This is a genomic window from Pectobacterium sp. CFBP8739, from assembly GCF_013449375.1.
Taxonomy (GTDB): Bacteria; Pseudomonadota; Gammaproteobacteria; order Enterobacterales; family Enterobacteriaceae; genus Pectobacterium.
This window is the reverse complement of record NZ_JACDRR010000010.1, coordinates 309,967-330,010: the sequence shown is the minus strand read 5'-3', so window position 1 is coordinate 330,010 and position 20,044 is coordinate 309,967. Positions and strand designations below refer to the sequence as shown.

The following is a 20,044-nucleotide window of genomic DNA, read 5'->3' as shown; positions in this document are numbered from 1 at the left end:
TCATCTCCCTTATCCAGACGCGAAGTCTACGATAAATTAGCAGAATTTTAACAAAAACAAACCAATGTCAACAAAACAACATAACCTGGTTTATTTACCATCGTAATAATCTTAAATCTATTGGGTAAACAGCCCGGTTACTGCGGTTTAAAGTCTATTGGCGCATTTTTGAAAGCCTCATAAACCTCTGTGCTCGGTGGCTTCGGTATTTTGGCCTGTTTGGCAGCCGCAATAGCCGCCTGGCACAATGCCGGATCGCCACCTTCAGCAGTGACGTCAATCAGCAAGCCATCTGGCGCCAGTTTAATCCGTAATGTACAGGTGCGCCCTTTGTAGAGCTGCCAGTCATAAAACTTGCTCTGAATGGCTGAACGTACCTGACCACCATAACTATCCAGCGCCGCACCTGATGCACCGCTCTTCTTATTGCTGCCAGCACCTGCAGGCGCGCCGCCGCCAGACTTCGGCGCATTTTTCGATGAAGCCAAACCGCCCAGCAAATCATCAACGGCACTTTCCTGCTTAGCCGCTTCTGCTGCTGCTTTCTTTTTCTCATCAGCGGCTTTCTTAGCCGCAGCGGCTGCTTCTGCTTTTTTTGCTGCTTCAGCATCGGCTTTTTGCTTAGCGGCCTCGGCTGCTGCTTTTTGTTTAGCTTGTTCAGCTTCTTTTGCTGCCTCTGCAGCAGCCTTTGCTGCTTCTGCTTTCGCGGTTTCTGCTGCCTTCTGTTTAGCTGCTTCAGCGGCTTTTTCTTTAGCCTCTTCTTCCGCCTGCTTCTTAGCAGCAGCGGCTGCAGCCGCCTGTTTCTTCACTTCGTCTTCCGCTTTCTTTTTAGCGTCTGCTGCAGCTTTCGCCTGCTGTTCAGCTTCAGCCTTCGCTTTGGCTGCCGCCGCTTCGGCTTGCTTTTGCTGTTCTTTTGCCTGCTGAGCTGCCGCTTCAGCCTGCTTACGCTGTTCTGCCTGCTCCTGAGCCTGCTTTTTCGCCTCTTCCTGCGCTTGCAGACGCTCTTTTTCCAGCGCTTTCAGCCGCTGTTGCTCAGCGGCTTGCTTCTGCTGAAGCTCTTCGGCCTGCCGTTCGGCCTGCTTTTGACGCTGCTGTTCAGAACGTTTCGCATCGGTCTGTTGCTGCTGCTGACGGTTATACTGCTCCACCACTGCGCTCGGATCGACCATCACAGCATCAATTGAAGAGCCTCCGCCGCCCCCGCTGGCATCCATCGTTTGCGTCGACGAACTCCAAAGCAGCAAAGCAATCAGTATGACGTGCAAAACAGCCGAGATAATAACGGCGCGTTTCAGCTTATCGTTTTGTTCGTTTGCCTTTAACACAAGCGATTCCCAAAAACAGTGTTGCCAGAAATAGGCTTAACGATCATTACCGTGATGTGCTCATTTAAATCGGTTGTGTCATCAAACCAACGGATTTTACGCCAGCCTGATGCAACAAATTCAACGCTTTAATGATCTCATCATAAGGAACATCCTTCGCGCCACCAATCAAAAAGACCGTCTTAGGGTTGGTTGCCAGCCGCGATTGCGCTTCGGCAACCACCTGCTCTGCTGGGAGTTGCTCCATACGGTTTTGCTCAACAACCAAACTATATTGTCCTATACCTGAAACCTCTACGATCACAGGCGGATTATCGTTGCTGGAGACCGTTTTTGAATCGGTCGCATCAGGCAGATCCACCTCGACGCTCTGCGTAATAATCGGCGCAGTCGCCATAAAAATCAGCAACAGCACTAACAGTACGTCCAGTAACGGAACAATGTTGATCTCGGATTTCAGCTCACGACGGCCTCTGCGTACTCGTGCCATGATCCCCCCTGATTACTTGCTGTTGTCGCTGGAGAACGCCTGACGGTGCAGGATCGCGATGAACTCTTCGGTAAAGTTGTCGTAGTTCTGCTCCAGTTTGCCTACCCGCAAGCTCAGACGGTTATACGCCATGACCGCAGGAATCGCTGCAAACAGGCCGATCGCTGTAGCAATCAAGGCTTCAGCAATACCAGGGGCAACCATCTGTAGAGTTGCCTGCTTTACAGCACCCAGCGCAATGAAGGCATGCATAATCCCCCAAACGGTACCAAACAGGCCGATATACGGGCTGATAGAACCCACGGTGCCCAAGAAAGGAATGTGCGTTTCCAGCGTTTCCAATTCACGGTTCATCGAAATACGCATTGCGCGAGACGCCCCTTCCACCACGGCTTCCGGCGCATGGCTGTTAGCACGATGCAGCCGTGCAAATTCTTTGAAACCTGAATGGAAGATTTGTTCTGTGCCCGTCAGGTTATCGCGACGACCCTGGCTTTCCTGATAAAGACGCGACAGTTCGATGCCCGACCAAAATTTGTCTTCGAACGCCTCAGCCTCGCGCGTCGCCGAATTCAGGATTCGGGTACGTTGGATAATGATCGCCCAGGAAGCGATAGAAAAACAGATTAAAATCAGCATGATTAGTTTGACCAGAAGGCTTGCCTTCAGGAACAAATCAAAAACGTTCATGTCAGTCACTGCTTGAACTCCGCGACAATAGACTTAGGAAGCGCAATTGGCTTCATTTGATGTGGATCGATGCATGCGATCAAAACTTCAGCATGGCTTAGCAGGGTGCCATGAGCATTGAGAATACGCTGAGCGAAAGTCAGAGAAGCGCCACGCAGCGAGATAATCTCACTTTGCACTTCCAGCATGTCGTCAAGGCGAGCAGGAGCAAGATACTCCACCGTCATCCGACGAACAGCAAACGCGACATGCTCACTTAGCAAGGCTTGCTGGTGAAAGTTGCGCTCACGCAACGCCTCGGTTCTTGCCCTTTCATAAAAGGCAACATAGCGCGCATGGTAGACAACGCCACCTGCATCAGTGTCTTCAAAGTAGACTCGAACTGGCCAGCGAAACAACGAATTACTCACTATACATCCCAGTAATGCATTAAACCTCGCTACTATACGCAAGAGAAATGAGGTTTGGAATGGATTGTGACAGCGGAAAGAAAATAATTATGGGCTGCAAGCAACCCATAACCAAATGGAATAGGAGACTATTTTAACCGAAGAAATAGTACAATCCTGCGCACAGGATCACAAAGGCGGGAAGTGGTGCGAAAAACGCGCGCCAGAGCAGGCGGTGCGGACGAAAACCAACGCCGTGAACAACGCCAGCGCAAACGGCCCAAATCAACAGCAGCCCCTGCCAAACCGCGAGTTCACTGGTACGCGCCGCAAAGCGCGCCGGATCCCAGAATACACAGCCCGCCAGCAGCAATGCCATGATAAGGGAAAGAGCCCTTATCGGGCTCTTATCCATCAGGCGATAGAGTTTATCGACCAGATCACTCATTGCTTATCTTCTTCAGCCGCTTTGCTTGCCTCACTCTGCTCAAGCGCCAGGGCCGTAATAATCCCCAGTGAGCAAGCAAGAAGCGTTCCGAGTATCCAGGCAAAATACCACATAAATTAAGCTCCTTACTTAGTACAGTGAGTGAGTGTTTTGCTCAATCTGCTCTTTGGTAATGCGACCGAACATCTTGTAGTAACACCATGCGGTATAAGACAGCACGATAGGAACGAAAATAATCGCAACCACAGTCATCACTTTCAGCGTCAGCAGGCTCGACGTAGCGTCCCACATCGTCAGACTCGCGTTAGGCACGGTGATTGATGGCATGATGAACGGGAACATGGCGATCCCTGCAGTCAGAATCACACAAGCAATCGTCAGAGAAGAGAACAGAAATGCCCATCCCCCTTTCTCTGCGCGAGCCATGAGAGTAGTCAGCACAGGCAATACGACGCCCAGAGCAGGAATAGCCCACAAGATCGGATGGTTGTTGAAGTTGATCAGCCAAGCACCCGCCTGATGAGCGACTTCTTTATGCAACGGATTAGATTCAGCCGCAGTGTTAATCGCAGACGTCACCACATAACCATCAATACCGTAAACAACCCATACGCCAGCCAGAGCAAACGTAACCATCATCGCCAGCGCGGAAATCTGCGCGGCAGATTTGGAACGCACGTGCAGCTCGCCCGTAGTCCGCATCATCAGGTAGGTTGCACCCTGAGCAAGAATCATCGTCAGACTTACCACACCCGCCAACAGACCAAACGGATTCAGCAATTGAAAGAAGTTTCCGGTGTAGTACAGACGCAGATATTCATCGATGTGGAACGGCACACCCTGTAACAGGTTGCCAAACGCCACACCGATCACCACCGGCGGAACAAAGCTACCGATGAAAATGCCCCAGTCCCACATGCCACGCCAGCGCGGATCCTCGATTTTCGAACGATAATCGAAGCCGACAGGACGGAAGAACAGTGATGCCAACACCAGAATCATCGCCACGTAAAAACCAGAAAACGCGGCAGCATAGACCATCGGCCAGGCAGCAAACAGCGCACCACCGGCGGTGATTAGCCACACCTGATTACCGTCCCAGTGCGGTGCAATACTGTTAATCATGACACGACGTTCGGTATCGCCACGCCCCATCAGGCGCACCAGAATGCCCACGCCCATGTCAAAACCATCAGTGATAGCGAAGCCAATCAGCAAAATACCGATCAACAGCCACCAGATAAAACGCAAGACTTCATATTCAAACATAGTGGACTCCTGTTTACCGTGCTTCCTGCGCAGCCGCTATAGGTTGTTCAAAGTGGTAGCGCCCCGTTCTCAGGCTACTTGGGCCAAGACGTGCGTATTTGAACATCAGATACATTTCTGCAACCAGGAATAGCGTATACAGACCACAAATCAGCGCCATAGAGAACAGAATATCCCCTGCTGTCAGTGATGACGTGGCGACAGCCGTTGGCAGAATTTCACCGATGGCCCAAGGTTGACGGCCGTATTCAGCCACAAACCAGCCTGCTTCAACAGCAATCCATGGCAGAGGAATACCGTACAGCGCAGCACGGTGCAGCCATTTTTTCTGACCAATTTTGCCACGCAGAACCGTCCAGAAAGACAGGCCGATAATCAACAGCATCAGTACGCCACATGCAACCATGATACGGAAAGAGAAATACAGCGGTGCAACGCGTGGAATAGAATCTTTGGTCGCCTGCTGGATTTGCGCTTCGGTCGCATCAGAGACTTTCGGCGTATAGCGTTTCAGCAGCATGCCATAACCCAGATCCTGCTTAGACTGGTTGAACGCTTCTTTTACTGCCGGATCGGTATTGCCTGCACGTAGTTCTTCCAACAACTGATAGGCTTTCATACCGTTGCGGATACGCACTTCGTGCATTTCCATCAGCTCTTTCAGACCAGTAACTTGCTTGTCCGTTGAACGGGTCGCGATCAGGCCCAAAACATAAGGAATCTTGATGGCATAATTGTTTTCCATCGTATCCTGGTTTGGCATACCGATCAGGGTGAAGGATGCCGGAGCGGGCTGGGTTTCCCATTCGGCTTCAATCGCTGCCAGTTTGGTTTTCTGCACATCGCCCATTTCATAACCGGATTCATCACCCAGCACAATAACAGACAATACCGCAGCCAAACCAAAACTTGCTGCAATAGCGAATGAACGCTTAGCAAACGCAATGTCGCGGCCTTTCAGCAGATAGTAAGAACTGATACCCAGGATGAACATCGCGCCCGTACAGTAACCCGCGGCCACCGTGTGAACGAATTTCACCTGAGCAACTGGGTTCAGCACTAGATCGGCGAAACTCACCATTTCCATTCGCATGGTTTCGAAATTGAAATCCGATGCGATGGGGTTCTGCATCCAGCCATTGGCAACCAGAATCCACAGTGCGGAGAAGTTAGAGCCCAGCGCGACCAACCAGGTAACGGCCATATGCTGCACTTTTCCTAAACGGTCCCAGCCGAAGAAGAACAAGCCAACAAAGGTCGATTCCAGGAAGAATGCCATCAGACCTTCAATCGCCAACGGCGCGCCGAAAATATCCCCGACGTAGTGAGAGAAATAGGACCAGTTGGTTCCGAATTGAAACTCCATGGTCAATCCGGTAGCGACCCCCAGAGCAAAGTTAATAGCGAATAACTTGCCCCAGAATTTGGTCATATCTTTATAGATTTGTTTGCCGGACAGCACATATACCGTTTCCATAATCGCCAGCAAAAACGCCATCCCCAGCGTTAATGGTACGAATAGAAAATGGTACATTGCAGTTAAGGCAAACTGTAAACGTGACAGTTCGACTACATCAAACATTTTGACTCCTTGCTCCTCGCAGGAAGGGATTAGCTTGCAAACGCTGACAAGCCGCCAAACATCCGGCCATTACACCCAAAAAAGAACACAACAAGAATTGCTTTAACACCGGCTGTAACAAACGCTATAAATACCGTTCACTAGGGCAGTCACACCCCGACAGCAAGCTCAAGATAAATCACAAGTATTACAAGTAGCGTACCCCATAGGGAGGTAGCCGTATATTACGCCTGTAATCCCCTACAATAAATAGGTTTTTACGTGACCCAGGCTAGGTTTTTGGCTTCAAATCAACTTTCCAGCTAAATGACACAAAAGACGGTAATTGACCTCGCGCAATTTAAGCTTATTTCATAAATTATATCCAGAGGCGTTTTTTGATCTAAAACAATTTAATGTTTTTCTCGTAATTAGTGCGTTGCATTAATTTCTTTATTGTGCTCATTGTTAATACATTGTGACTTTTTGGTTTAATTAAAATTAATTCAGCAATATAATTTTTACTTTCAGTTATCGATTATTCACATGCTTTTCTTATCTTTTATTTTATGTCAGCTTTTTATTTTTTATTGCTGACATCCACAGGGCATTTTCGTGGTGAACGCTCTTACCATCCCCCTTCAGCCTCCACCCGTTTGTAACGTACCAAAACGGAGGCCAAAAGAGCCTCCGCTGTGGTTACAGATTAGGTGATGTACAGCAAGCTGCCGTCGTTTACCTCTTCGTTTTCATACGTTCGATCGCCTTATCGTAAACCGTGTTACTTTTCTGGCTTTTCGCTAGTTCATAATGCTGAAGGGCATCGCTGAACTGACCCGCATTCTCGTAGATTTTTGCAATGTTGTAGTACGAGCTGGCACGCGTGGTCGCCGCATTGTTACCACTTGCCAGCGCAATCGCTTTACGGTTGGCCCAGATAGCTTCGGCAATATTGCCCCGTTTTTGATAAGCCAGACCCAGATTACTGTATGCCTGACCAAATGCGCTGTCCTGCTCTATCGCAGCCAGGAACAGCGTCGTGGCCTGCTCCAATTCACCGCGTCCATAGGCAGCCTCGCCGTCACGGTTGAGCGTTTTTGCCAATGCCGTATTCGCGGTAACGAAAGTGGCTGTCTGCGCAGGGTTAAGCACCATTGGCAACGCATTACCGTCCTTCGCTTTTGAGAAATCAGCCTCGCCAACGGCATTGATATCTTCAAAATCACCGTTAGGATTAAGACGGAAAACCGTCCAGATATTCCCTACCTTATTCAGTGGAACGGAATACGTCCGCACTAATGAACTCCCTACATAAACAAATACTTTTGCACTACTTGCAGAAAGTGCTGATGACTGATTTTTATCACCATTCGTATAATCATGAACCGCATAAATATAGCTTTCGCCTAAACGCTTTTTATCAATGGTGATAGTTTCCGGCCCGAAGCCATTGGTATCATCAACATCAAGATTGGCATCTCGCCCTTTCTTATGTTGAAAATAAATATGATTATCCGGATAAATAAGATGGGAATCTAAATCGAAAGGCTGTGCCCCCCAGGTTAATACAATTCTCATGCCATCCAGATTTTTCATTACTGGACTAATAGCATAAGTCATTCCATCACACGGACATTTAACCACCAGATCGGAATAACCCTCTTTTTTGATGATAAGCAGGCTGTCCTGATCCACCTCGAAAGGCGCATTAAGCCCCACACGGCCTGCGGCATCAGAGCGAGCAGTCACTGATTGTGCACCGTTCTTCTGTAGAATCACCGCAGCGTCATCAATCTTTTTATCTTTAACTGTCGCACTCAACACTTCAATATTAATAGACTGCGCACTAGCCGCGCAGGTAAATACAGACAATGCCAGCATCAGCGCTTTTATATTTCCTTTCACACAACATCCCCTTAAGGAAAATTAATTAATCATTCCCTGCTTACATGAACGCAATGAAATATTCTTCATTTCTGTTTATCACTAACCAGCCCTTTCAGGCGCGCGAATTATCCAATAAAACTGAGAAGAAGTCATGTGCACAATTCAATTGTGCCGATTAACCCCAATGGCAAAATTTGAATAAAAAAAGCCACCCGAAGGTGGCTAGAGTATTTCATTGAATAATCGATTAACGTGCTAATATCGCTTTTACTGCATCACCGATATCCGCCAGGCTGCGAACGGTTTTAACACCCGCAGCTTCTAACGCCGCGAATTTATCGTCAGCGGTGCCTTTACCACCGGCGATGATTGCACCAGCATGCCCCATACGCTTGCCTTTCGGCGCTGTCACACCCGCGATGTAGCCGACAACCGGCTTCGTCACGTGTTCTTTAATGTACGCTGCCGCTTCTTCTTCCGCCGTACCGCCGATTTCACCGATCATCACGATGGCTTCGGTCTGCGGATCTTGTTCAAACAGCTTCAGAATATCGATGAAGTTAGAGCCAGGAATCGGGTCACCGCCAATACCAACGCAGCTGGACTGACCCAGACCGGCATCGGTCGTTTGCTTCACCGCTTCATACGTCAGCGTACCGGAACGAGAAACGATACCCACTTTGCCCGGCAGGTGAATATGACCCGGCATAATCCCGATCTTACATTCGCCCGGTGTGATCACACCTGGGCAGTTCGGGCCGATCATCCGCACGCCGCTCTGGTCGAGTTTCACTTTCACCGTCAGCATATCCAGTGTCGGGATACCTTCGGTGATACAGATAATCAGCTCGATACCGGCGTCGATTGCTTCCAGAATAGAGTCTTTACAGAACGGAGCAGGAACGTAGATAACAGAGGCGGTTGCGCCCGTCGCTTCTACTGCCTCACGCACCGTATTAAATACGGGCAGCCCCAGATGTTCCGTGCCGCCTTTACCCGGCGTCACGCCACCAACCATTTGCGTACCGTAAGCAAGTGCTTGCTCAGAGTGGAATGTCCCCTGACTACCGGTAAAACCCTGACAGATAACTTTGGTATTTTTATTAATCAGAATGGACATTATTTACCCTCCACTGCTGCAACAACCTGCTGAGCGGCACCGGTCAGGCTGGTCGCGGCGATAATATTCAGGCCGCTATCCGCCAGTTTCTTGGCACCCAGCTCCGCATTGTTTCCTTCCAGACGTACCACAACCGGTACGTTAACACCCACTTCGGCTACCGCGCCAATGATGCCATCAGCAATCAAATCGCAACGCACAATGCCACCAAAGATGTTAACAAAGACGGCTTTTACCTTGTCATCAGACAGGATAATTTTGAACGCTTCAGTAACACGTTCCTTCGTCGCGCCACCACCAACATCGAGGAAGTTCGCAGGAGAACCACCGTGCAGTTTCACGATATCCATCGTGCCCATCGCCAGACCGGCACCGTTCACCATACAGCCAATGTTGCCGTCCAGCGCAACATAGTTCAGTTCCCACTGTGCCGCATGCGCTTCACGGGAATCTTCCTGACTTGGGTCGCGCATCTCGCGCAGTTCAGGCTGACGGAACAACGCATTGCCGTCCGCGCCCAATTTGCCATCCAGACAGACTAAATCGCCCTGCGTGGTGATAACCAGCGGGTTGATTTCTACCAGTGCCAGATCGCGCTCCAGGAACAGCGTGGCCAGTCCCATGAAGATTTTGGTGAATTGAGCGACTTGCTTACCGCTCAGACCCAGTTTGAAAGCCAGTTCGCGTCCCTGATAAGGCTGTGGGCCTACCAGTGGATCGATCGCCGCTTTATGGATCAGTTCCGGCGTCTCTTCCGCCACTTTTTCAATTTCGACACCACCTTCAGTGGACGCCATGAACACCACGCGACGCGTACCACGGTCAACGACAGCGCCCAGATAAAGCTCTTTGTCGATATCCGTTGCCGCTTCAACCAAAATTTGGTGAACAGGCTGACCCTGCGCGTCAGTTTGATAAGTAACGAGTTTTTTACCCAACCAGTTTTCAGCAAAAGCGCGGATATCTTCTTTGTTACTGACGACTTTAACGCCGCCCGCTTTACCGCGACCGCCTGCGTGAACCTGACATTTTACGACCCACGGACCCGCACCAATTTTAGACGCGGCTTCTTCCGCTTCACGCGGTGTGGTGCAGGCATAGCCGGTCGGTGCCGGTAAACCATATCGAGCAAAGAGTTGTTTTGCCTGATACTCGTGTAAATTCATGATGTTCTATCCATTTAGGTTTGGAGATAAGTCGGCAGGCGGTTTCTCATCACCGACTCTTTCGGTAGCGAAAAATGCCAATAACTCTCTGATATATTTGGATAACGCCGCTGAAAAAAACGGCCTACATAGCACTTAATCTGTCTATTTCGGGCGGAAACCGTCAGGGTTATCCACCCGAGAACCTACCTGTCAGACTAGACGTCTAACAGCAGACGCGCTGGGTCTTCCAGCATCTCTTTCACCGTCACCAGGAAGCCAACGGATTCACGGCCGTCGATCAAACGGTGATCGTAAGACAGCGCCAGATACATCATCGGCAGAATAACCACCTGACCATCCACCGCCATTGGGCGATCTTTAATGGCGTGCATACCCAGAATCGCACTCTGCGGTGGGTTGATGATCGGGGTCGACATCAGAGAACCAAAGACGCCGCCGTTGGTAATCGTGAAGTTACCGCCCAGCAGTTCTTCAACCGTCAGTTTGCCGTCACGGCCTTTCACTGCCAGATCTTTAATACGCTTCTCGATGTCGGCCATGCCCAGCGCATCCACATCACGCAGCACTGGCGTGACCAGACCACGCGGAGTCGAAACCGCAATGCTGACATCGAAATAGTTGTGGTAAACCACATCTTCGCCATCAATAGACGCATTCACTTCAGGATAACGCTTCAGCGCTTCAACCACAGCTTTGATATAGAAAGACATAAAGCCCAGACGCACACCGTGACGTTTCTCAAACGCTTCGCCGTATTGCTTGCGCAGATCCATAATGGGCTGCATGTTGATTTCGTTGAACGTCGTCAGCATGGCCGTGCTGTTTTTCGCTTCCAGCAGACGCTCTGCAACACGCTTACGCAGGCGCGTCATCGGTACACGTTTTTCACTGCGCGCACCCAAAGCCGGTGCCGGAGCAACCGGAACCTCAGACTTAGCCGCTTTGCCAGGTTCTTTCTTCTGAGCAGCCAGATGCTTATCGACGTCTTCACGAGTAATTCGACCCCCTACGCCGCTGCCTTTGATAGCAGAGGCATCGAGATCGTGCTCGGCAATCAGACGGCGGATCGCTGGGCTCAGCGCGTCGCTATTCTCTTCTTCCAGCCCAGCCGTATGGCGCTGTGCCGGTGTTGATTCTTTACTCTGTGATTTCTCGCTGGTTTCTTTACCGGAGCTGTCGCCACGACGGATACGACCCAGCAGTTGGCGAGACGTTACCGTAGCGCCTTCCTCTTCCAGCACAGCATCCAGAATGCCAGCCTCAGAGGCAGGCACTTCCAGTACAACTTTGTCAGTTTCAATTTCAACCAGTACTTCATCGCGCTGAACGCTATCGCCTGGTTTTTTATGCCAGGTCGCAACAGTGGCGTCAGCGACGGATTCAGGCAGGTCGGGTACAAGAATATCTACGCTACTCATTATCTATCCTTTTATTTAATCAACGTTCAGCGCGTCATCGACCAGATCTTGCTGTTGTTTCTGGTGTACGGACATATAGCCAACGGCGGGTGATGCAGACGCCGGGCGTCCTGCGTAACGTAAAGAAGCCCCAAACGGAATCACTTCACGGAAATGGTGCTGACTGCAATACCAGGCTCCCTGATTCAGTGGCTCTTCCTGACACCACACGAAATCGTGAACATGGGCAAAAGATTCCAGTGCCGCTTGTACTGCCTGATGCGGGAACGGATAAAGCTGTTCGATACGGACGATCGCGACATCTTTTTGCTCGTTCTTGCGGCGCTGCTCCAGCAAATCATAGTAGACCTTACCGGAACAAAGCACGACACGCTTCACGGCTGCCGGATCTAATTCTTCTATTTCCCCAATCGCTGGCTGGAAGGAACCGTTCGCCAGTTCTTCCAGTGAAGAGATTGCCAGCGGATGACGCAGCAGGGATTTCGGTGACATAACCACCAACGGACGACGCATTCCACGCAGCGCCTGACGGCGAAGCATGTGATACACCTGTGCTGGCGTTGACGGAATACAAACCTGCATATTTTGCTCAGCACACAATTGCAGATAACGTTCCAGTCTCGCAGACGAGTGCTCTGGCCCCTGTCCTTCATAACCGTGCGGCAGCAGCATAACCAGACCACACATCCGGCCCCACTTCTGCTCGCCGGAGCTGATGAACTGGTCGATAACCACCTGCGCACCATTGGCAAAGTCACCAAACTGCGCTTCCCAGATGGTCAGCGTGCGCGGTTCTGCGGTCGCATAACCGTATTCAAACGCCAGAATCGCCTCTTCAGACAAGACGGAGTCCCAGACGTTAAACGCGCCCTGCCCATTATGCACATGGTTCAGCGGCGTATAGCTGGAACCGTTTTTCTGGTTATGGACAACAGCATGGCGATGGAAGAACGTGCCGCGGCCGCTATCTTCACCGGACAAGCGAATCGGGATGCCCTCATCGACCAGCGTCGCGTAGGCCAGCGTTTCCGCTCCGCCCCAGTCAAACGGCTTGTTGCCAGCGGCCATTTCAGCACGGTCAGCGTAGACTTTGGCAACGCGGGGATGAACGTCGATCCCTTCCGGCACTTCACTGATACGCTTCGCCAGTTCCTGCAAACGTTTCATTTCTGTTGCGTGCGGATAAGGCTCATCCCACTCATGGTTCAGATACGGCGTCCAGGTAAAGGACTGCATATCCATTTCACGCCATTCTTCTACCACGCACTCACCCGCATCCAGTGCGTCGCGGTACAGATTGACCATTTCGGTGGCATCTTCCAGCGTGATAGATTTTTCCTGCTCCAGACGGTCAGCATAGACCTTGCGTGGCGTAGGATGTTTTTTGATCTTCTGGTACATCATCGGCTGCGTTGCACTTGGCTCATCCGCTTCGTTATGACCATGGCGGCGGTAACAAATCAGATCGATAAATACATCGCGCTTAAAGGCATTGCGGAAGTCCAGCGCCAGGCGTGTAACAAACGCCACCGCTTCTGGATCGTCTGCGTTAACGTGGAAAATCGGCGCCTGCACCATTTTACCGATATCGGTACAGTATTCGGTGGAACGGATATCCAGCGGATTAGACGTGGTGAAACCGATACGGTTGTTGATAACAATACGCAGCGTGCCACCGACTTCGTAGCCACGCACCGTCGACATATTCAACAGCTCCTGAACCACACCCTGACCACTCACTGCCGCATCGCCGTGGATAGTGATTGGCAGAACACGTGGACCACTCTGGCTGCTAAGGCGGTCAAGACGTGCACGAACCGATCCCGTCACAACTGGGCTAACGATTTCAAGATGCGAAGGGTTGAACGCCAGCGCCAAATGCACTAGGCCGCCAGCGGTATCGAATTCAGAAGAGAAACCCTGATGATATTTTACGTCACCCGTACCCAAGTGCTCTTTATGCTTGCCGGCGAACTCATCGAACAAATCCTGAGATTTCTTACCCAAGACGTTGATCAACACGTTGAGGCGGCCACGGTGTGCCATCCCCAATACCACTTCGCGCGTACCATTCGCGCCAGCATGGCGAATCAGTTCTTTCAGCATCGGAACCAGCGCATCACCGCCTTCCAGAGAGAAACGCTTGGCACCGGGATATTTAGCACCCAGATAACGCTCCAGCCCTTCAGCCGCGGTTAACTCTTTCAGGAAACGGCGCTTTTCTTCTAGCGTAAATGACGGCTGCCCCATTACCGATTCAATACGCTGCTGAATCCAACGTTTCTCTTCCGTGCTGGTAATATGCATATATTCCGCACCGATAGAGCCGCAATACGTGCGCTTCAGTGCTTCATACAGATCTTCCAGCTTCATGGTGTCTTTGCCGATGGCAAAAGAACCTACGTTGAAGGATTCCTGTAGGTCATCCTGCGTCAGATTGTGGTAATCCAGATCCAGTTCTGCAACTGGCTCTTGAGGGCGCAGGAAAATCGGGTCCAGGTTAGCGCGCTGATGTCCACGAAAGCGGAACGCATTGATCAGCTGCAATACCTTGACCTGCTTAGCATCAATATCGGGATCGGTGACAGATGAAGTAAAGCGCGAAGCGTCTTTCGCCAGACGGCGGAAATAATCACGCGTTTTGGAATGGAGTTGATCCGGTTTGACCCCACTCGTAGGCAATTGCTGGAAGATCGAGCGCCAGCTATGTTCGATCGAGTCAGGATCGGTTAAAAAATCTTCATAGAGTTGCTCTATGTAGGACTGATTCGCACCCGCCAAATAGGAGGAATCCAGCCAGGCCTTCATTGCGCCGTTCTGCATTATGATCCCTTAAGCTAATAAGCTTCAGTTTTCGCCGTGGTTAACATGTAATTAGTGCCCGTATATCGTTTACCGTACAAACGGTTCACTTGTCGTACATCGGTACGCGCTTAGGGTATCCATCCCCCCTAAGGAACCTTTAAAAACCGGTTCTGGCGCGTAAGCCGGTTTTTAAAGGTTTCCTGCGCTCCCTCTGAAGAATAGCAACTCCAGAGGGAGATACATGTTTTACTACTTATCTTTATGCAATAACGCGTTACGTACTCACTATCCGTTACGCGCTGCGGTGCAACAACATCGATTTAATATGACCGATAGCCTTAGTCGGGTTCAGCCCTTTCGGACACACGTTGACGCAGTTCATGATGCCGTGGCAGCGGAAGACGCTGAACGCATCGTCCAGCTCGTCCAGTCGTGGCTTGGTTTCCGTATCGCGGCTGTCGATCAGGAAACGGTAAGCCGCCAGCAGCCCCGCAGGCCCAACAAACTTGTCCGGGTTCCACCAGAACGACGGACAAGACGTTGAACAACAGGCGCACATGATGCATTCATACAACCCATCCAGCTTGGCACGTTGATCGGGGGATTGCAGATGTTCACGCGCCGGCGGATTTTTCCCATTATTCAACAGGTAAGGCTTTATTTTCTCATATTGAGCATAGAACTGTCCCATGTCCACTACCAAATCACGTACAACCGGTAATCCAGGTAAAGGACGGATAACAATTTTGCTGTTTCCGCGACGTAACGCAGAAACCGGCGTAATACAGGCCAGTCCATTTTTGCCATTCATGTTAACGCCATCAGAACCGCAGACGCCTTCACGGCAGGAACGACGGAATGATAACGTCGGGTCCTGCTCTTTCAGCAGCATCAGCGCATCCAGCAGCATCATGTCGCGGCCTTCTTCCGCTTCCAACTGGTAATCCTGCATCCGCGGAGCATCATCAACATCCGGGTTGTAACGATAAATAGAAAATTCGAGTTTCATCGTTTGATCTCCGCAATTAATAAGTACGTACTTTCGGCGGGAACGCCGGACGCAGTTTAGGCTGCATGTTCACCTCACGGCGCGTCATGCTGTCGGTTTGCGGCAGATACAACGAATGGCACAGCCAATTCTCATCGTCACGTTCTGGGTAATCGAAGCGGCTGTGTGCACCACGGCTTTCGGTACGGAAGTTGGCAGATACCGCTGTCGCATAGGCGGTTTCCATCAGGTTATCCAGCTCCAGGCACTCGATACGCTGAGTATTGAACTCGCTTGAGGTATCGTCCAGACGCGCATTTTTCAGGCGTTCACGGATCACTTTCAGCTCTTCCAATCCTTTCGCCATCGCGTCACCTTCGCGGAAGACCGAGAAGTTGTTCTGCATACAGGATTGCAGCGCTTTACGGATTTCAACCGGATCTTCCCCTGAACGGGTATTATTCCAACGGTTCAGACGATCGAGCGATGCCTCAATATCGGAATCGCTGGCATCACGGCTCGTGCCCTGCTCTTCCAGAGACTCTTGCAGGTGAATACCCGCCGAACGACCGAATACCACCAAATCGAGCAGTGAGTTACCGCCCAGACGGTTAGCGCCATGAACCGAGACGCAGGCAATCTCACCCACGGCGAACAGCCCTGGAATCACCACGTCTTCACCTTTCTCATTCACCGTTAACGCCTGACCGCTTACTTTGGTCGGAATACCGCCCATCATGTAGTGGCAGGTTGGAATAACGGGAATCGGCTCTTTTACCGGGTCAACGTGGGCAAACGTGCGGGACAGCTCCAAAATACCCGGCAGACGGGATTCCAAAACGTCTTTACCTAGGTGGTCCAACTTCAGCTTCGCGTGTGGTCCCCACGGGCCATCGCAGCCGCGGCCTTCACGAATCTCGATCATGATGGAACGTGCAACCACGTCACGGCCCGCCAGATCTTTCGCGTTCGGCGCGTAGCGTTCCATGAAACGTTCACCGTGCTTGTTCAGCAGATAGCCACCTTCACCACGACAGCCTTCCGTTACCAGCACACCCGCACCAGCAATACCCGTCGGGTGGAACTGCCACATTTCCATGTCCTGCAATGGAACACCGGCACGTAATGCCATGCCAACACCATCACCCGTATTAATGTGTGCGTTGGTTGTAGACTGATAGATACGGCCCGCACCACCCGTCGCCAGTACGGTCGCTTTGGCTTTGAAATAGACCACTTCACCGGTTTCAATACAGATCGCCGTACAGCCGACCACCGCGCCATCCTGATTCTTCACCAGATCGAGGGCGTACCACTCGGAGAAAATGGTCGTATGGTTTTTCAGGTTCTGCTGATACAGCGTATGCAGCAGTGCGTGACCGGTACGGTCAGCCGCCGCTGCGGTACGCGCGGCCTGCTCGCCGCCAAAATTTTTAGACTGACCACCGAACGGACGCTGATAAATGCGGCCATCGTCCAAGCGGGAGAACGGTAAACCCATATGTTCCAGTTCCAGAATCGCTTCTGGGCCGGTTTTACACATATATTCAATCGCGTCCTGGTCGCCAATGTAATCTGACCCTTTTACGGTGTCATACATGTGCCATTCCCAGTTATCTTCATGGGTGTTACCCAGCGCAACGGTAATACCGCCCTGCGCAGAAACAGTATGGGAACGGGTTGGAAACACTTTCGATAACAGGGCACAGGACAGGCCCATTTGGGAGATTTGCAGCGCGGCACGCATACCTGCGCCACCCGCACCAACAACCACTGCATCAAATTCTCTGACTGGCAAATTCATCACGCACCCCACACCACAATAGTTCCATAAATGACGTACACCAATAGCGCGACGACAATCGCCAACTGTAGAATCAGGCGTAAGGCCAGCGGTTTGATGTAGTCGGTCAGCACTTGCCACATCCCTATCCAAGCATGAACCAGAATGGAAAATAACGTTAGCAGTGTGAATACTTTGGTGAGAGCCATCGCGAAGAAACCACGCCAGATTTCATACGTGATATCGCCAGCCGTAGCAATAAAACCAATGATATAAATTACATACAGAACAATGACAATGGCGGAAGCGCGAATCAGTAACCAATCGTGTACGCCATTGCGTCCTAACGCAGAAGCATTGCTTACCATACGAGGACTCCAGCCAGAATTGAAAGCACGACAGTAATAATAAAGGAGATATTTGCAGAACGCTTACCTGCGGCAAGGTCTTCTTCTATATAACCAAAATCCATCAAGAGATGACGTAAACCACCAACAATGTGATAAGCCAGCGCAACGAGGATGCCCCAAACGATAAACTTGACGATGAAGCTATCCATAATTTCCGCAGCGCGTAGGAACCCTTCTTCTGAAGAAAGAGAAGTGCCTAACAGCCACAGTAAAATACCGACAGCGACAAAGGTGATAACGCCGGAGACGCGGTGAAGAATAGATGCTATCGCAGTAACGGGAAACTGGATCGTCTGCAATTCCAGATTGACAGGTCTTTGTTTTTTCACGGATTTGCCCACACAGCTTTTATTATTGTTTCTTCCTCCGGGCCTGATGTGAGGTCAGACAGTATGAAAGTTACAGCCCTGAAGAGTGGGTTTACGATACGCGCTCAAACATCGACATTCCGGTGTCTAAACAGCGCATGATCCTTTCATACTGGGTGCTCCTACTGCAGGGTGATTCCGGAGACCTGGCGGCAGTATAGGTGCTTCACATTCCCATTACAATTCCCATACAAACTGTTTGGCGACATTTGCCTTGAACAGTGATTTAGATCACGAATTTCACAATTTATATAAAATTAATTATCTGATTTGACAAAAGTTCAACATTTCAATTACAACTAGGGGATTGAGTTCCTTGTGATGTGTTAAAGCACACGGCGACACTTCCACACTGGCGTAACTTGTGTAACAGTGGGGAAAGAGTCCACGTAAAAGTCATAGGTAATGGCTAGAATCTATTCAGAGCGCAACTCATTATCTGAATATTGTTAATTACCTGGAGAACGAATTTTTCATCCTGAATGCGGCAATCCGCCTTACTCTGTATCCTATTTGACGACGGTGTCACGACAGAGTTTCATCGGCCATTTTCTTTGCCGGTGCACAGGCATGACGGTATTTCTTCAGTGAAAATTTTTAAAATTAAAGCGCTAAGGAGACTGTAAATGGCTGATAAAAAAGCAACACTTACTCTAGAAGGTAAAGAACCAATTGAGCTAAATGTCCTATCCGGTACTCTAGGACATGATGAGATTGATATTCGTCCCCTCGGTTCTAAAGGTTACTTCACATTTGACCCCGGTTTTACCTCTACCGCATCTTGCGAATCAAAGATTACCTATATCGACGGTGACGAAGGCATTCTGCTGCACCGTGGCTTCCCGATTGCTCAACTGGCTGAAAAATCTAATTATCTTGAAGTGTGTTATATCCTGCTGTTCGGTGAAGTCCCGACGGTAGAACAGTATGAAACCTTCAAGACAACCGTGACGCGTCACACCATGATCCATGAGCAGATTACCCGTCTGTTCCACGGTTTCCGCCGTGATTCACACCCAATGGCCGTATTGTGCGGTGTGACTGGTGCACTGGCGGCGTTCTACCACGACTCGTTGGATATCAGTAACGAACGCCACCGCGAGATCGCGGCTTATCGTCTGTTGTCTAAAATGCCAACCGTTGCAGCAATGTGCTACAAATATTCACTGGGTCAGCCGTTTGTTTATCCGAAAAACAACCTGTCCTATGCGGGTAACTTCCTGCACATGATGTTCTCTACACCTTGCGAAGAATATGTTGTGAATCCGGTGCTGGAACGCGCGATGGATCGTATTCTGATCCTGCATGCCGATCACGAACAAAACGCCTCGACGTCTACCGTGCGTACTGCTGGCTCGTCTGGTGCGAACCCGTTTGCCTGTATCGCCGCGGGGATCGCCTCGCTGTGGGGACCGGCGCACGGCGGCGCGAACGAAGCCTGTCTGCGTATGCTGGAAGAAATCAGCAGCGTAGAGCACATCCCTGCGTTTATCGAGCGTGCTAAAGACAAGAACGACTCCTTCCGCCTGATGGGCTTCGGTCACCGTGTGTACAAAAACCACGATCCGCGCGCCACCGTCATGCGTGAAACCTGCCATGAAGTGCTGAAAGAGCTGGGCAGAAAAGACGACCTGCTAGAAGTGGCGATGGAACTGGAAAATATCGCGCTGAACGACCCGTACTTCATTGAGAAGAAGCTGTACCCGAACGTTGACTTCTACTCCGGTATCATCCTGAAAGCGATGGGTATTCCGTCTTCCATGTTCACCGTTATCTTCGCGATGGCGCGTACCGTGGGCTGGATTGCACACTGGAACGAAATGCACGATGACGGCATCAAAATTGCCCGTCCACGCCAGTTGTACACCGGTTACGACAAACGTGATTTCAAATCCAATCTGAAACAAGATTAATTTATTTAGTA

General features: G+C 50.5%; 18 protein-coding genes. 1 reads left to right on the top strand and 17 read right to left on the bottom strand.

Annotated elements, in window-relative coordinates; genetic code table 11:
• Positions 1-137: 137 nt before the first annotated feature.
• The 17 genes from tolA to sdhC all read right to left on the bottom strand — a co-directional run bounded on the left by tolA (position 138) and on the right by sdhC (position 18,093).
• Complete coding sequence (gene tolA, locus H0247_RS09980; protein ID WP_180742390.1) at positions 138-1,325, bottom strand: cell envelope integrity protein TolA; 1,188 nt, start codon at positions 1,323-1,325, stop codon at positions 138-140.
• Between the two features lie 64 nt (positions 1,326-1,389).
• Complete coding sequence (gene tolR, locus H0247_RS09975; protein WP_005973933.1) at positions 1,390-1,815, bottom strand: colicin uptake protein TolR; 426 nt, start codon at positions 1,813-1,815, stop codon at positions 1,390-1,392.
• Positions 1,816-1,827: 12 nt separating this feature from the next.
• Positions 1,828-2,514 (bottom strand): Tol-Pal system protein TolQ, encoded by a 687-nt coding sequence (gene tolQ / locus H0247_RS09970; RefSeq protein ID WP_180742389.1) that lies wholly within the window; start codon positions 2,512-2,514, stop codon positions 1,828-1,830.
• Positions 2,511-2,915, bottom strand: a complete 405-nt coding sequence (gene ybgC / locus H0247_RS09965; RefSeq protein WP_039348462.1) for a tol-pal system-associated acyl-CoA thioesterase — start codon at positions 2,913-2,915, stop codon at positions 2,511-2,513. Before ybgC ends, tolQ begins: the two co-directional genes overlap by 4 nt.
• Positions 2,916-3,048: 133 nt before the next feature.
• Positions 3,049-3,342 carry a cyd operon protein YbgE gene (gene ybgE / locus H0247_RS09960; protein ID WP_180742388.1) on the bottom strand — a complete coding sequence of 98 codons (294 nt, stop codon included), beginning with the start codon at positions 3,340-3,342 and terminating at the stop codon, positions 3,049-3,051.
• Positions 3,339-3,455, bottom strand: coding sequence for a cytochrome bd-I oxidase subunit CydX (cydX, locus tag H0247_RS09955; protein WP_015839522.1), 117 nt, complete (start codon positions 3,453-3,455; stop codon positions 3,339-3,341). The genes ybgE and cydX overlap by 4 nt, the downstream gene beginning before the upstream one ends.
• 16 nt (positions 3,456-3,471) lie before the next feature.
• A complete protein-coding gene (gene cydB, locus H0247_RS09950; RefSeq protein WP_180742387.1) occupies positions 3,472-4,611 on the bottom strand; it encodes a cytochrome d ubiquinol oxidase subunit II in 1,140 nt (379 codons plus the stop codon).
• 13 nt (positions 4,612-4,624) lie between these two features.
• Positions 4,625-6,193, bottom strand: coding sequence for a cytochrome ubiquinol oxidase subunit I (gene cydA / locus H0247_RS09945; protein ID WP_180742386.1), 1,569 nt, complete (start codon positions 6,191-6,193; stop codon positions 4,625-4,627).
• Positions 6,194-6,907: 714 nt separating this feature from the next.
• Positions 6,908-8,077 carry a tetratricopeptide repeat protein gene (locus H0247_RS09940; protein WP_180742385.1) on the bottom strand — a complete coding sequence of 390 codons (1,170 nt, stop codon included), beginning with the start codon at positions 8,075-8,077 and terminating at the stop codon, positions 6,908-6,910.
• A 229-nt stretch (positions 8,078-8,306) separates the two neighbouring features.
• Entirely contained in the window at positions 8,307-9,179 is an 873-nt protein-coding gene (sucD, locus tag H0247_RS09935) for a succinate--CoA ligase subunit alpha (protein WP_014914674.1), read from the bottom strand.
• Positions 9,179-10,345, bottom strand: a complete 1,167-nt coding sequence (gene sucC, locus H0247_RS09930) for an ADP-forming succinate--CoA ligase subunit beta (RefSeq protein WP_180742384.1) — start codon at positions 10,343-10,345, stop codon at positions 9,179-9,181. The genes sucD and sucC overlap by 1 nt, the downstream gene beginning before the upstream one ends.
• A 197-nt stretch (positions 10,346-10,542) precedes the next feature.
• Positions 10,543-11,766, bottom strand: a complete 1,224-nt coding sequence (gene odhB / locus H0247_RS09925) for a 2-oxoglutarate dehydrogenase complex dihydrolipoyllysine-residue succinyltransferase (protein WP_180742383.1) — start codon at positions 11,764-11,766, stop codon at positions 10,543-10,545.
• A 15-nt stretch (positions 11,767-11,781) separates the two neighbouring features.
• Positions 11,782-14,589, bottom strand: coding sequence for a 2-oxoglutarate dehydrogenase E1 component (sucA, locus tag H0247_RS09920; RefSeq protein ID WP_180742382.1), 2,808 nt, complete (start codon positions 14,587-14,589; stop codon positions 11,782-11,784).
• A gap of 274 nt (positions 14,590-14,863) precedes the next feature.
• The gene (locus H0247_RS09915; protein ID WP_015839515.1) at positions 14,864-15,580 is read right to left on the bottom strand and encodes a succinate dehydrogenase iron-sulfur subunit; all 717 of its coding nucleotides are present in this window, start codon (positions 15,578-15,580) and stop codon (positions 14,864-14,866) included.
• A 16-nt stretch (positions 15,581-15,596) separates the two neighbouring features.
• Positions 15,597-17,363, bottom strand: coding sequence for a succinate dehydrogenase flavoprotein subunit (sdhA, locus tag H0247_RS09910; RefSeq protein WP_180742381.1), 1,767 nt, complete (start codon positions 17,361-17,363; stop codon positions 15,597-15,599).
• On the bottom strand, positions 17,363-17,710 hold the full coding sequence (gene sdhD / locus H0247_RS09905; RefSeq protein ID WP_180742380.1) for a succinate dehydrogenase membrane anchor subunit: 348 nt from the start codon (positions 17,708-17,710) through the stop codon (positions 17,363-17,365). The genes sdhA and sdhD overlap by 1 nt, the downstream gene beginning before the upstream one ends.
• A complete protein-coding gene (gene sdhC, locus H0247_RS09900) occupies positions 17,704-18,093 on the bottom strand; it encodes a succinate dehydrogenase cytochrome b556 subunit (RefSeq protein WP_015839512.1) in 390 nt (129 codons plus the stop codon). Before sdhC ends, sdhD begins: the two co-directional genes overlap by 7 nt.
• Before the next feature lie 653 nt (positions 18,094-18,746).
• Here sdhC and H0247_RS09895 point away from each other — a divergent pair.
• Positions 18,747-20,033 carry a citrate synthase gene (locus tag H0247_RS09895; RefSeq protein ID WP_180742379.1) on the top strand — a complete coding sequence of 429 codons (1,287 nt, stop codon included), beginning with the start codon at positions 18,747-18,749 and terminating at the stop codon, positions 20,031-20,033.
• Positions 20,034-20,044: the final 11 nt, after the last annotated feature.

Coding starts and splice junctions, on each gene's coding strand:
- H0247_RS09895 (WP_180742379.1), top strand. CDS start 18,747: ATGGCTGATAAAAAAGCAACACTTACTCTAGAAGGTAAAGAACCAATT.
- sdhD (WP_180742380.1), bottom strand. CDS start 17,710: ATGGTAAGCAATGCTTCTGCGTTAGGACGCAATGGCGTACACGATTGG.
- sucD (WP_014914674.1), bottom strand. CDS start 9,179: ATGTCCATTCTGATTAATAAAAATACCAAAGTTATCTGTCAGGGTTTT.
- ybgE (WP_180742388.1), bottom strand. CDS start 3,342: ATGAGTGATCTGGTCGATAAACTCTATCGCCTGATGGATAAGAGCCCG.
- cydA (WP_180742386.1), bottom strand. CDS start 6,193: ATGTTTGATGTAGTCGAACTGTCACGTTTACAGTTTGCCTTAACTGCA.
- cydB (WP_180742387.1), bottom strand. CDS start 4,611: ATGTTTGAATATGAAGTCTTGCGTTTTATCTGGTGGCTGTTGATCGGT.
- odhB (WP_180742383.1), bottom strand. CDS start 11,766: ATGAGTAGCGTAGATATTCTTGTACCCGACCTGCCTGAATCCGTCGCT.
- cydX (WP_015839522.1), bottom strand. CDS start 3,455: ATGTGGTATTTTGCCTGGATACTCGGAACGCTTCTTGCTTGCTCACTG.
- sucA (WP_180742382.1), bottom strand. CDS start 14,589: ATGCAGAACGGCGCAATGAAGGCCTGGCTGGATTCCTCCTATTTGGCG.
- tolR (WP_005973933.1), bottom strand. CDS start 1,815: ATGGCACGAGTACGCAGAGGCCGTCGTGAGCTGAAATCCGAGATCAAC.
- sdhA (WP_180742381.1), bottom strand. CDS start 17,363: ATGAATTTGCCAGTCAGAGAATTTGATGCAGTGGTTGTTGGTGCGGGT.
- H0247_RS09915 (WP_015839515.1), bottom strand. CDS start 15,580: ATGAAACTCGAATTTTCTATTTATCGTTACAACCCGGATGTTGATGAT.
- sucC (WP_180742384.1), bottom strand. CDS start 10,345: ATGAATTTACACGAGTATCAGGCAAAACAACTCTTTGCTCGATATGGT.